Raw genomic sequence first — 13,896 nt, forward strand, 5'->3', positions numbered from 1 at the left:
TGAATTTCGATTCAAAATTCAAGTTTGGGGAGTATATGTCTCATGGTGGTGCACGAGCAGGTGCTGGACGTCCTCGAGGGCAAGGTAAATATGGAGAAGCAACCAGATCAGTTCGTATACCTGAATCTCGCATACAGGATGTGATGAAATATCTTCAAGGAGAAAAGGAATTTCCAGCGATTCCTTTATATTCCAGTTCTGTAAGGGCCGGTTTTCCTTCTCCAGGTGATGACTATATTGAATCCATGCTGGATTTGAACGAGTACTTGATCAAGCATCCGGCATCCACATTTTTTGTACGAGCTTCTGGAGAATCCATGATAAATGCCGGCATTTATTCCGGTGATATTTTAATCGTTGATCGTAGTATAGAGGCTACTCATGGAAAAATTGTAATCGTTGCCCTGAATGGCGAATTGACAGTAAAACGGTTATCCCGTCAATATGGACAAGTTAAACTGCTGGCTGAAAATCCAGATTTTCCTCCCATAGATATCACAGAGGAATACGATGTGGTGATTTGGGGGGTCGTTACTTATGTCATTCATACGGTATCGTGATGTTTGCTTTGATCGATTGTAATAATTTTTATGTCTCCTGTGAGCGGTTGTTTCAACCAGCGTTAGCAAATAAACCTATTTTGGTTTTGTCTAATAATGATGGTTGTGTGATTGCGCGCTCTAATGAAGTCAAGGCTTTGGGTGTTCAAATGGGCGTGCCTTATTTTGCAGTCAAGGCCTTATGTAAGCAGTATAAAGTGCATGTGTTTTCATCCAATTACACATTGTATGCTGATATATCACGTCGGGTTATGTCAGTTATCGAAGACAATTGGCCAGCAATAGAGGTTTACTCCATTGATGAAGCTTTTCTTGATTTAAATACTTTGCCTCAGTCTGAACATGATGAATTTTGTCGCAAGTTACAAAAAACTATTTTGCGCTATACCGGTATCCCCGTATCCATAGGCATAGGAGCAACTAAAACCCTGGCTAAATTGGCAAACCATATTGCTAAAAAAGAGTTAAGGATCCCTGTGTTTAACATTGAAAATCAATATCATTGGTTAGCTAAAATAGTTGTTGGCGAGGTATGGGGGATAGGACGGCAATGGGGTAAAAAGTTAGTACAACAAGGGATTTATACCGCTCATGATTTGGCTGGTATGGATTTGCAATTGATTAAAAAATTATTTAGTGTTGTATTGCAACGAACAGTGCTTGAGTTGCGTGGCGTTTCATGCGGCAGTTTACAGGATTTTGAGTCAAGAAAAAGCATCCTATCTTCCAAATCTTTTGGTTCTATGCAAACAGAGTACTCAGCTCTTGCTCAGGCCATCAGCAGTCATTGTGCCAGAGCTTGGGAAAAATTACGTCATCAAAAATTGATGGCATGCCATCTTTCCATATTTATTAAAACCAATCGATTCCGTTTGGATTTACCGCAATATCAGCAATCCATAGGGTTTAAATTGATTAATCCAACTGATGATCTTCGGCATTTGATTCGTTGTGCCAAATTGTGCCTGCGTAAAATATTTCGCTCTGGATTTCATTACCAAAAGGTAGGTGTTTATTTAGGAGATTTAATTGAAAAAAACTGTTTGCAGTTAGATTTGTTTAACCAGGTTTCAGAGAAAGAATTGAATCAGACAGAGCGATTGATGTCAGTATTAGATGAAATCAATACGAAGTATGGCCGTCATACCTTACATTTGGCAGCAGAAGGGTATGTGAAGCCTTGGGTTATGCGGGCACAGTCACGTTCTCCCTGTTATACCACTTCCTGGTCTGAATTGCCTGTGGTAATTATTTAAAGAGAAACTGATAGCTACAATGTCATCCGGGAAATCAACTTCAGTCATCCCGGATGACAGCCTGGCTTAATAACCCAGGCTGGAAATTAATGTCGAACGGTAGGATAGAGGGGATCGAGCGGGGGAGCGCTAGGAGTTACTATACCATTGTCTACAGAAGGATGTTGATGAACAGCAACTTCGGAGTTAAAAAATGGCCTATATGGGTAGGTATGTGGCTCTACTTCTTTCGCCTGCTTTAATGCTTGCTCGGCCAAGCTTTCAAAATACTGTAATTCATCAGTTAGGCGATTTTGAATTCCTTCATTTTGTAACAGCTCTTTTTTAAGATTAGGAATTGTTTGATTTTCCAGAGTGTAAATTTCCTTTTGGTTTGCTCCCATTTGCCGCCTATTACTCTCTATTGTTTCCTTGTTGGATTCAATCGTTGAATTATTGAAGTAAGCTTTCACAGCATAAGTGATTGTGGCAATACCGACACCAAGTCCAGCAAGCAATAACAATGCAGGGGGAGCAATAACCAAAGTTAACAATACAGCTGGTGCAATAGCATAAGGGATGATTCCAGCTAGAGTTAATATCAATGGAATAGAAAAGATCAAGGACAATCCAGATAAAACGAGAGTCGGGAAAAACAGTTTATTTCGTGTTTTTATATGGCTATTATACGATTCAAGGAGTTCTCTGTTTTGCTCTTCCAGACGCTCATTCCTCCTTGTTAAATCAGGATTAGCAAGCTGTAAGGAACTCAATTGAGAATTAAGTCGCGTTAATCTTCTTAAATTTTCACCAATAATAAGCACCGTATTATCTAATCGGGATTGAATCGATGCCGCTTTTTCCTTGTAATTCAAATGCCCTTTCATTCTTTTTACAATCGTTTGCAATGCGTCTACTTCTTGAAAAGTACCTTGCATAATTTGCAAAGACAATTCAAATTGCTCAAGAAAGATGGAGTAATTTAATTGATCTGCTTTCAGAAGCAAGGAGGAATGTTGTTGTGTGAGTGATTTTTTTTCTTTCTCAATATTGGATAACAGTTTTTTCTGATTGTCAGGTGATAGAGTGTTGATAACTCCTGCTGTTTTTTGAACATAATTAAGGCGTGCTTGAAGGCGTTTTTCTCTATCGCCTCTGCGAATTTCTTTTGCATTATTTCTGGAGTCGAGAATTTCCAATTCTTTAGTTATCTCTGAAATTCTTCTGTTAATCTTCTGAATACTTAGCCCAATATCCTGGCTATTTAAAGTAGCTTCAAGATGAGTGTGTACATGAGTATTAGGGTTTAGCAAGGGTGCAGATATTGGTTGAGAAGGATGTTGATGAACTACCGGAGTGTCCGGATGAGTATGGACATTGGGTACTGTATTGCGGATGAGCAACTCTCTTTCATATTGCTCTTTGCGGACTCGCAAGATTTCGAGTTGCCTTGTCAAATGATTCCTTTGGAGAAGATCTTGGCGTAACTCTTCAACATCACGATTTTTTTCATCGTCATCTTCTTTCATTTGTTGTTCGTAAGCGCTTTTTTCTAACCGCGCAATCATGGCTATTTCGTCTGATTTTTTAATTTGAGATAACTGATCAACTATTTGATTATGAATCCATGGAATGGTTTTTTTATCGGTTAATAAGTTTTTTAATTCAGAAAATTGATGATCAATAGAGAAGAAATTCTGGGTAAGCTTGACGAGTTCCTGTTTTACATCATAAGTAGCAAGAGACATAGATTACTCCCAATAATCAAGTTGTCGCATTTTAGATCATAAAGATTAATTTATCAATATTTGGACTAGTAGTTTTATGGCCGGGAGTTAATACTCAGTCTTGCTCCATGGAAATTTTATTGATAGAAAGTCAATTTACACTATCCCATTAACGGTTTCTTCTTTTACTTCTTCCAGGGAGTCATTAGAGTCATTTAGTGCTTCTTCGAGCTCTTCCGAATGCGAGGATAATGATGCGTCATTCGATTGAGTATTGCTGGAATTTAAAAGTGAAGAGTTGGCATAGGATAGACACTCTACCTCTTTTGCTTTCTGGAAAGCTTGAGCAGCTTGACGTTGCAGTTTTTGCAAAGAAAGCATTAATTGATCTCTTAAATTTTCATCTTTTTTGATTTGCATATCCAGAGTGGGAATGGTAAGCGTTTCCAATGATTTTAAATTTTGAGAATTTCGACTCATTTGATTGGAGTTTGTTTCGATCGCTTGCAAATTGGATTTAATAGCTGATTCATTGGAATGCATTTTAAAGCTGAAAACGATAGCTGCTATACCAACACCAATAGTGGATAGCAGGAGGATGGTTGGAGGTGCTGAGACCAAAATATAAAGCAGCGCGGGCGCAATGAAAAAGGGAATTACTCCGCTTATGGTTAAAATAAGAGGAATTGAAAACAGAAACGTTAATCCAAATAAAAGCAAAGCGGGAGTGCCTAAGCGATGGCGTAAGTTAGCGTGATGCTCCTTCATAGCCGATAATTCCAAATTACGTGAAATCAATTCTTCATTTACTGCTGTCAAATGGGGGTTATTGTTTTTTAAGGTTTTTAGTTTATTTTGTAGTTCTCGTAATTTTACAATCTGGGAACTGATGGATTGCTTTTTAATATGGAGACTGGATTGCGTATTGATTGCCTCATGCTCAAACTCCAAGTGTTGCTTTATAAATTTTATAACAGACTTTAACGCTTCGATTTCTTGAGAAGATAAATTACGATTTTTTTTATTTAAAAACCTCTGAAGTTCCTCAAGAAATAATGGATAATTAATCTGATCAGCTTCCTGAATGAGATCACTGCATTTTTTTTCAAGAGCATGATGTTGTTTTTGAATACTACGCAACAAAATGGATTGATTTTTTCCTGATAATGTACTGAGAATATCCTCTCCAGTACTATTGTATCCAATTCTTGCCTGAGCGCGTTTAACCCTTTTAGTGTGATGTTGTGAGCGTACGCTGGCACGCTTTTCAATTTCGTTTAATTTTATCTTGTTGTTAATTTCCTGTTCAAAAAGTGATTGAATTTTAATCTCACGTTCATTAATAGATCTTTGCAGACGCTCAATCGATGCGGAATGGCTGGAAGACGATTTTGTCTTTTTCAAAGGAGAATCAGGATGCTGAATCACATCGACTTTAGCTTGGCTTTCGAAGAGTCGCTCGAGTTTATAATGAAGTAATCTGAGTTCCGTTTGCTGTTCGCTGATTTGGGTTGGGATGTGGTTTAATTCACGAGTTAAAATTTCTTTTAATTTTTTATCTTTTAATGCTTCGGCATCATCCTGCTCTTTTTGAATTTTGTCCTCGGCCAGTTGAGCTTTATAAGCTTGCTGTTCAAGGTTTTTTTTTACTTCTGTTTTATCGGAGTCTCTGGATTTAAGCAGAGTGGCTGTTACAGAGGAATGAATCCAGGGAATTGGGGCTTTACTCAGAATTAAATCTTTTAAGCCAGAGAAGGACAATTCTTCATCCGCTAGAAATTGTTTTATATGTTCTGTAACTACTTCCTCTATATTGCAGTTGGCCAAAAACATAATCACTCCAGATTATCATTTTTAAATGATGTTAGAGTAATTTGAATTTTCAGGCAACACAGAATCAACATATAAGCAGCCATCCTGGGCTTTATTCAAATTCAGTGGAGGAAGCGGGTTTGTATCTTGATGTTAAAATTAAGATAATTTCTCATGGTTTAAGAATAATGTTAAAGTTGTTGAAATCTTGTTTTAAAAACATAGGCAATTATCAAAATATCCCAATTTGAAAATTTAATTATGATGACGCAAAGGTAAAATTAAGATGTATGAGAATTTATTGGTTGGATGCCATGAGGAATGGAAAGAAATTCTGATGAAAGCATTGAATACAATGGATAGTTGTTACTTAAAACAAATACAAGAGGATAGTCATTGGTTACCTGGACTAAATCAGTTATTTTCTGCTTTTAGTCTGCCTTTGAGTCAAACGCAATATATTCTTTTGGGGGAATCTCCATATCCACGCAAGATTTCTGCTAATGGGTATGCTTTTTGGGATAATTCTGTGGGGTTATTATGGAGCTCCACAGGGTTGAGTAAGGAAGTGAATCGAGCAACCTCACTGCGTAACTGGATTAAAACGTTATTGATCGCTCGGGGCGATTTACACGAAAATACTTCGCAAGAAGCGATTGCCAGGATAGATAAATCCTGTTTAGTACAAACTGCAGAAGACTTTTTTAAGGGAATGATGAAAAAGGGAATTTTATTATTAAATGCTTCCTTGATTTATAGCAAAGGTAAGGTTCCGTATCATGCGCGTCATTGGAAGCCCTTTATGCAAAATTTATTTGAGCAATTGGCTATCAGGAAGCCTGATGTGCAGTTAATCTTATTTGGTAAAATTGCTGAGAAAATACCCCCAAATAAATTATTAATAGGACTGGTTTCAGAACACCCATATAATGTAAGCTTTATTACTAATCAACGCGTCATTGAATTCTTTAAACCAATGGATTTATTGTCTTATGAATCAAATTGAATCGAGTATTGCTTTTGAAGAAGTACATAAATTTGCCCAACTTGCAAATGATTGGTGGGATACTAATGGTCCTCTCAGAACTTTGCATGATATCAATGGCGCTCGCTTTGAATTTATTTCAGAACATGTCAATCTGAAGGAGTTGAGAATATTGGATGTCGGTTGCGGTGGGGGGATACTCTGTGAGTCTATGGCCAAGGCAGGAGCTTATGTGAGTGGATTAGATGCAGAACCAGAGGCCATTCATGCTGCCAAAGAACATGCTCATAAAAATCAGTTGCGGATTGATTATTATTGCAGCCCTATAGAAGAGTACGAGGATCAAAAATTTGATGTAATAACTTGTATGGAACTATTGGAACATGTACAAAACCCTGAATTGATATTACGACATTGCAGGCGTTTATTAAAACCAAACGGTCTATTATTTTTATCAACTATTAGCAGAACATTAAAGGCTTATCTTGGCGCTATTATTGCTGCGGAATATGTGCTTAATTTGTTACCCAGACAAACACATGACTATGATAAATTCATCAAACCCAGTGAATTAGCCAAAATGGCACGCTTGTTCGATTTAAATATCATTGATATGAAAGGCCTATGTTATAATCCCTTCCTTAGGAAGGCTACTCTGGTTTCTGATGTAAGCATTAATTACATTATGGTTCTACAAAAAAGTAAACAAAGGTAGCTTTTCTGTACCTGAGCTAATTGTACTTTATCTATTTTTGGTGCTATTTTAATTCTTGGCTTTTCTTATTACCATAGCGCTCCTGATAACGCTGATAAGCATACTTGGCTTGCTCTGGGGTAACCACATCGATTTCATTACCATAAATATCTACGCGTGCTGTATTAGGTTTTTGACAGCTTAAATAAGCTGGGGAAGCACTGTAATAACTTAATGCTTCTCTTAATGATTTTTTACTAAAAGGTGGAGTATCCAGTCGCTCATAAAAATCAATCAGATCATCAAATATTCCAATTTTGAGCGGTTTGACCTGGTTCCCTTTTTTAAAAAATGCATTAGGAAAATTTTCAATAAGCCAATCGATTACTTGAAGCTTATCTTTCTTGGTTGCATTTAGTTGTTGGTTCATAATCATACCCTGCTACATTTCTTCGTAAATAAACTACCACATCTTATGACATAATCAAGCAGCATATTTCTTTATAATGAGAAAACGGCGTTATTTAAGCTGTAATTGATGTAAGAAATTTCTCAATTCCATAGAAGAAATTATTGTATTTGCCTGTAAATAATTATTGCTTAAATGATTAAGTTATTGATTTTTATTGCAATAATAAAAAAATACCATTCATACATTGAAAATAGTATTGGGTAAAAGGGTGATTTAACGCCTTGCACTTCTCTCTTTCAGTTGCTAAATTTTAATCAAGACTTATAAGGATATGAGTCGTGCAAATGGATTTGCTATCAGAGGGATCTGATTTGTCAGGATGACAATAAGAACGTAAGTTCTTATACGGATGACTGCGAAAAGCCAGGGCTGAGTCCCTGGCTTACTTATTTATGCTACCAGATATCCTGAATGAGATAAAAACTTTTTATCGGGGTAATAAGCAAAAACAACCGAACCATTTTTAATGGTATTGATCACGGGTTTTGCTAAGGTCTGTGCTATAGCTGGACAGCCCCAAGATAAACCAGCACGGCCAGCTTTTTTGATAAAGTCAGGTTCAACATACCACGCGCCATGTATCACAACACGCCTATTGTATGCATTATCATTAAACCCTCTATCCAAACCCTGGAGATTCAAGGAGTAGCCTTTGTGTCCGATGTAGGTGTTTTTGGTGATATAGGTACCTAAGCTGGATTGTTTGCTGGATTCTCTATTCGAAAAACTCCTGGCAACATTGACTCCAGAATTTTTACCATGGGCTACGTAAGTATTGTATAATAGGCGTTCGTTACGAAGGTCGAATACCCACATACGTTGTTTATTGGAAGGTAAGGAATAATCAATCACGGTAAGAACGGGTTTTTTAACTGCTCCTCTCTTACTCGCATTTTTATAGGCCGTCAAGGCTAGTTTTAAAACTTTTTTGTTTAATTGAGGGGCCTTGTGGCTAAGATGTTGCACCTGGGTGTTAATGTCTGTTCCAGGCTTGGCAAATAATGGGGTGCTGGATGTGATGTTGCTTGTTAGTAATACAGTTGAGATTAGAGTAAATAATGTATTCATACTGCTCCTTTCTTCTTGTTAAATCACCATTATTGGTTATTACAAAAGATGGTGATTATATTAACAAATAAGTTAATTGTAAATTTATAAGAGCTCAAGTTGTCCATTAGGTGAAAATATTAATCATATCATGAGGTTAACTGTTGGTTGGAAAAGATATTTGGTTAAATAATGTCAATTAAGGCTAAAATTAGAACAATTGTTGTAGTTAAATATTGTTCTTTTTGATTAAAATTAGATCTAAATAAATAAAATTAATTCAGTTTTTATGGATTAAAAAGCGCGTTTTTACTTTATCGAATAGGATTGTCGTCATATAATATGCCACAAAATGGGTGCTGATGCATTGGTTTTGTATAGCCCAACTCATTACTCGATACTATGATTTTATCCAAAATATTGCTTTTTCGTAGAGATGGGGCATGGCAAATAAGCTGGTGTAAGATATCATGATTGGATTTCTTCATCGTGAGAATAATGAATTTAATTTTTGTCGTATATGGTAAAAATTTAATACCGATTTTTTACAATTATCACTTTAGTTTTGGAGAACATTATGCTGGAAAAGCAGTCCATTCATTTACCGGAAGGATTAAGAGCTGCTATTAATAAAGCTTATCGTATGGATGAGCTTTCTTTAATTACAGAACTGAGTGAAAAAGCAGCGCTTGAACCTCAGCAAATGATTGCGATTAAAACCAGTGCTACAAAATTGGTTGAATCAGTTCGCAGCGAGAGAAGGAAAAGCACCGGAATAGATTCTTTTTTAACAGAGTATGCCTTATCAAGCGATGAGGGAATTGCCTTAATGTGTCTGGCGGAAGCGTTATTGCGCGTTCCCGATAATGCCACCATAGATAATTTGATTAAAGATAAATTGGCTGGCGGTGATTGGGGAGCCCATCGTGGACAGAGTGAATCTTTTTTTGTAAATGCCACTACTTGGGCATTAATGTTAACTGGTAAAGTTTTAACTCCTGAAAAAGCTGAAAATACACTAACCAAAGCGTTACTAAAATTGGTTAATCGAAGTAGTGAGGCTGTTGTCAGAAAAGCCGTTGATAAAGCCATGCGAATTATGAGCAAGCAATTTGTGATGGGACGTACCATTAATGAAGCCTTAGCTCGAGCGAAGAAAAAGGAAGATAGGGGATACAGATATTCTTACGATATGCTGGGTGAGGCTGCCTTAACATCTGCAGATGCCGCAAGATATTTTGAAGCCTATAAGGAAGCAATCATTTCAATTGGAGAGAAAGCGGATAAACATTCAGATGTATACAGACGCCCTGGTATTTCCATCAAACTTTCTGCCTTACACCCACGATATAGTGAATTTCAGCATGAGCGTGTCATGGCAGAATTACCTCCCAAACTATTGGCCTTGTCGCGTTTAGCAAAGGACTATGGCATTGCTTTAACAATTGATGCTGAAGAGTCAGAGCGTTTGGATCTTTCGCTTGATGTGATAGAGAAAGTGTTTAATGATGAGAGTTTACAGGGATGGAATGGGTTTGGTTTGGCCGTTCAATCCTATCAAAAAAGAGCGTTTTATGTCCTGGATTGGGTTGCTGCTCTGGCAAGAAGTAAGCAGCGGCGTATTATGGTCAGATTGATCAAAGGAGCCTATTGGGATAGCGAAATCAAAAAAACGCAAATGCAAGGTTTTTCTGAATACCCGGTTTTTACCCGTAAAGTATTTACTGATGTGTCATTTCAGGCTTGCGCAAAAAAAATCCTGACTATGACCGATGCTATTTATCCACAATTTGCAACTCATAATGCTTATTCTGTGGCAATGATTCTGAATGTGGTAGGGGATTATAGAGATTTTGAATTTCAATGTCTGCATGGCATGGGGAATGAGCTTTATGAGCAGATTGTTCCTGCTAATTGTTATGGTATTCCATGCCGTATTTATGCACCAGTTGGTAGCCATGAGGATTTATTACCGTATTTAGTTCGACGATTACTGGAAAATGGAGCAAACTCTTCTTTTGTCAATCGCATAGTGGATGATAAGGCACCTATTAGCGAGTTGGTAGAAGATCCAGTGACTAAAGCAAAATCGTTATTTAATAAAATAAACAAAAATATACCATTGCCAGAGGATATCTTTTTACCTGTACGGAAAAACTCTAAAGGTTTTGACTTTACAAATCGACTTGAACGCGCTTTATTGCAGCAGGAACTGGCAAAAATTCAAACAAAAGAATGGCAGGCAAGTCCTATAATTTCCGGTCGGAAATTATCCAGGGACTTACTGCAAACGGCTATGTCTCCCCAGCAGCCGGCATATGCTCTTGGATCTGTGCAGCAAGCAACTCTTGATGATGTTGAGGCGGCATTAAATCAAGCAAAATTGGCTTTTGAACCATGGAGTAAGAAATCGGTAGAAGAACGTGCTTCTTGTCTAAACCGATTTGCAGATTTACTACAGGCCAATATGGCAGAACTCATGGTATTAACTTGTCGGGAAGCTGGTAAAACCTGGGGTGACGGAATTGCTGAAGTAAGAGAGGCTATTGATTTTTGTCGATACTATGCCAGGAAAGCCCAAGAGCTTATGGGTAGTCCTCAACGCTTTAATGGATACACGGGGGAATTAAATGAATTAAGTTTACATCCTCGCGGGACAATATTGTGTATTAGTCCCTGGAATTTTCCCTTGGCTATATTTACGGGACAAGTCGTAGCTGGACTAGTTACAGGCAATTGTGTGATTGCTAAACCAGCTGAACAAACTCCATTAATTGCAGCCTACGCTGTGAAATTAATGCATCAAGCTGGTATTCCTGAAGGAGCAATTCAATTAATTCCAGGCGCTGGCGAGACCATAGGGGCTGCTTTAGTCGCAGATAAACGAATTAAAGCAGTTCTGTTTACAGGCTCGACTGACACGGCGAATTTGATTAATCGGACATTAGCTACTCGAGGTGGTGAAATTATCCCTTTAATTGCAGAAACAGGCGGTCAAAATGCAATGATTGTCGATTCTTCAGCATTATTGGAGCAAGTGGTGGTTGATGCTGTCACCTCTGCTTTTGGCAGTGCAGGACAGCGATGTTCGGCACTTAGAGTATTGTATGTGCAAGAGGAAGTGTATCCAAGAACTGTAGAGCTATTAAAAGGTGCCATGGCTGAGCTAGTCGTAGGGGATCCTCAATGGTTATCAACCGATGTTGGCCCTGTTATAGACAAGGAAGCATTATCTATATTGAAAAATCATGTCGAAAACATGAAAAAACATCATGAAATATTATATCAATGCTCCGTTAGTGATGACGTTTCATCAGGATACTTCATGCCACCAACAGCCATTGCAATTGATAATATCAGCGCTTTGGAAAAAGAAGTATTTGGGCCAATTTTGCATGTGATTCAGTTTAAGAGAAAAGATCTGGATAAAGTAATTAATCAAATCAATCAAACTGGCTATGGTTTAACACTGGGAATACACAGCCGAATTAATGAAACAGTTGAATATATTAGGCAAAGGGTTCATGCAGGGAACTGTTATGTAAACCGTAATATGATTGGAGCAGTAGTAGGTCTTCAACCGTTTGGTGGTGAAGGGTTATCTGGCACAGGCCCGAAGGCTGGAGGCCCTAACTATTTGATTCGACTTTGCCATGAGCGTACCTATACAGTTGATACAACTGCTGCAGGAGGTAATGCCAGTTTAATGTCTATCCCGGAAGAAGGTTAGTATTATTAATTACTCTTAAGAACAATTTTGAAAAGCCCAACAAAATTTTTGTGGGCTTTTAATTTCTTACTCAACTACTCTTCACTACATAATTGCTCATCATGTTTTTTAGCAAATAACCAGGGAATGAAAACAAATAGAATGAGACCGCCAATTAGAAAACACTCAAAGAGAAAAACATTCTTTATAGGGATTTGTGAAGGGGGTATAAATCCAACAATCATAGCAGCTATGCAGCAGATAATTCCTATTCCAGAGATAAGTGACATCACCAGATTTCCACCAGGAATAGTATAGCCGCGAGGCTGTTCAGGCTTGCTGTATCGCAATTTAATTGCTGCGGCAAACATCATGATATATACCAACAATGCCATTTGAGCACTTAAATCGCTTAATACCCAGTACGCAGCATTAATTGAATCGAGTAAAATAAAGACTGTGCTTAATACAGTAAATATAACGCCTTGAGTGAGCAGTATTGCTACCGGCGAGCCGTATTTATTGACACGGGAAAACAGCGCAGGTAAGGAACCATCACGCGCGGACACAAGTAATCCTTTAGTTGGGCCTATTATCCAGGCTGAAACACCACTGAGGCCTCCTAAAATAATTAATACCGCAATCACTGATGTCATCCACGGCATATTATAGGAATTAAAAAATACAGCATAGGCATCAACAAGGCCTGAAACAACGCTTAAGCTATCGTTTGGTACTACAATAACAATTGCCAAAGAGCCTAATGATAAGGTGGATATAACTAAAATAGCTGAATAAAAAAGGGCTTTGGGATAATCCCTTTGTGGGTTTTTTACTTCTTCAGCATGAACAGCAGACATTTCCATTCCTATAAGGCCAAATAAAACCGCTGAAAATAAAGACAGATTTCCTAAAGAACTAAAATCAGGTAGCCATGTTGTGGGGTAATTGACTGCTACAGGCCTATCTTGAAATATCCAAACAGTACCCAGAATAATAATCACTATCATAGGCAATAATGTGCCTATGGAGGCACCGATGATACTTACTATGCTGGATAGTTTCATGCCAAAACAATTTAAAAAAGTAAACACCCAAAACAAAGTAAGTGCTGTGCCCAATAAATAAAATTTGTTATTTCCTAAATGAGGGGCGATTAAATAGGATAAAGTGGCGGCGATAAAAGCTAACATGGTTGGATACCACACGACATTATAGATCCATTGCAGCCAAATGGTGATAAATCCTGCTCGTCTCCCGAATGCCTCTCTAACCCAGACATAAATTCCTCCGGTATTAGGGTAGGCGGTAGCGAGCTCTGCAGCAACCAATGCTACTGGAATAAAAAAGGTAAGAGCTGCAAAAATATAATAAAAGACCAGGGAAAATCCAAGTTTTGCGCTGATAGGCAAGGTCCGTAAACTATCTACAGCAATGACGTTGATCATAACTAAAGAAAAAACGTTCAGAACCTTTTTTGAATGATTCATTATTTATCCTTTATGAGTGCAATAAACTCGGGTATTGAATGGGGTATAAATGGTATTATGATAAGTTAACAGAGTAAAGAAAAGTTTGGCTGCATAGTTTAATTACTGCTGAAGTTTTATATGTTGTTGGGTTTCTCTTGTTGTGAAACCCAACATTCTAATGCA

General features: G+C 37.7%; 10 protein-coding genes. 5 read left to right on the forward strand and 5 right to left on the reverse strand.

The window, feature by feature from the left end; all coding sequences use genetic code 11:
* Positions 1-35: 35 nt before the first annotated feature.
* Both CC34_RS0100090 and CC34_RS0100095 read left to right on the forward strand, forming a co-directional pair.
* Entirely contained in the window at positions 36-560 is a 525-nt protein-coding gene (locus tag CC34_RS0100090) for a LexA family protein (RefSeq protein WP_027227192.1), read from the forward strand.
* Entirely contained in the window at positions 560-1,816 is a 1,257-nt protein-coding gene (locus CC34_RS0100095; RefSeq protein WP_027227191.1) for a Y-family DNA polymerase, read from the forward strand. The genes CC34_RS0100090 and CC34_RS0100095 overlap by 1 nt, the downstream gene beginning before the upstream one ends.
* 86 nt (positions 1,817-1,902) lie before the next feature.
* On the opposite strand, the gene legC3 (CC34_RS0100100) is transcribed toward CC34_RS0100095, so the two are convergent.
* Positions 1,903-3,543: a Dot/Icm T4SS effector LegC3/PpeA gene (gene legC3, locus CC34_RS0100100; RefSeq protein WP_028379038.1), complete on the reverse strand. Its 1,641-nt coding sequence runs from the start codon at positions 3,541-3,543 to the stop codon at positions 1,903-1,905.
* Positions 3,544-3,678: 135 nt separating this feature from the next.
* Positions 3,679-5,361, reverse strand: a complete 1,683-nt coding sequence (legC3, locus tag CC34_RS0100105) for a Dot/Icm T4SS effector LegC3/PpeA (protein WP_080274028.1) — start codon at positions 5,359-5,361, stop codon at positions 3,679-3,681.
* A 259-nt stretch (positions 5,362-5,620) separates the two neighbouring features.
* On the opposite strand from legC3 (CC34_RS0100105), the gene CC34_RS0100115 reads away from it, so the two are divergent.
* Complete coding sequence (locus CC34_RS0100115) at positions 5,621-6,340, forward strand: uracil-DNA glycosylase family protein (protein ID WP_028378167.1); 720 nt, start codon at positions 5,621-5,623, stop codon at positions 6,338-6,340.
* Positions 6,327-7,034 (forward strand): bifunctional 2-polyprenyl-6-hydroxyphenol methylase/3-demethylubiquinol 3-O-methyltransferase UbiG, encoded by a 708-nt coding sequence (gene ubiG, locus CC34_RS0100120; protein ID WP_027227186.1) that lies wholly within the window; start codon positions 6,327-6,329, stop codon positions 7,032-7,034. Before CC34_RS0100115 ends, ubiG begins: the two co-directional genes overlap by 14 nt.
* A 43-nt stretch (positions 7,035-7,077) precedes the next feature.
* Here ubiG and CC34_RS0100125 read toward each other — a convergent pair whose 3' ends face one another.
* Both CC34_RS0100125 and CC34_RS0100130 read right to left on the reverse strand, forming a co-directional pair.
* Positions 7,078-7,449, reverse strand: a complete 372-nt coding sequence (locus tag CC34_RS0100125; RefSeq protein ID WP_050598177.1) for a ProQ/FINO family protein — start codon at positions 7,447-7,449, stop codon at positions 7,078-7,080.
* Positions 7,450-7,875: 426 nt separating this feature from the next.
* The gene (locus CC34_RS0100130; protein ID WP_027227185.1) at positions 7,876-8,553 is read right to left on the reverse strand and encodes a murein L,D-transpeptidase catalytic domain family protein; all 678 of its coding nucleotides are present in this window, start codon (positions 8,551-8,553) and stop codon (positions 7,876-7,878) included.
* A 556-nt stretch (positions 8,554-9,109) separates the two neighbouring features.
* Between CC34_RS0100130 and putA the strand changes: the two genes are divergently transcribed.
* A complete protein-coding gene (gene putA / locus CC34_RS0100135; protein ID WP_028379040.1) occupies positions 9,110-12,262 on the forward strand; it encodes a bifunctional proline dehydrogenase/L-glutamate gamma-semialdehyde dehydrogenase PutA in 3,153 nt (1,050 codons plus the stop codon).
* Positions 12,263-12,336: 74 nt separating this feature from the next.
* Here the strand turns inward: putA and CC34_RS0100140 are convergent, their stop codons facing one another.
* Positions 12,337-13,731, reverse strand: a complete 1,395-nt coding sequence (locus CC34_RS0100140; RefSeq protein WP_027227183.1) for an APC family permease — start codon at positions 13,729-13,731, stop codon at positions 12,337-12,339.
* Positions 13,732-13,896: the final 165 nt, after the last annotated feature.

It is taken from the genome of Legionella pneumophila subsp. fraseri (assembly GCF_000586315.1).
GTDB classification, from domain to species: Bacteria; Pseudomonadota; Gammaproteobacteria; order Legionellales; family Legionellaceae; genus Legionella; species Legionella pneumophila_B.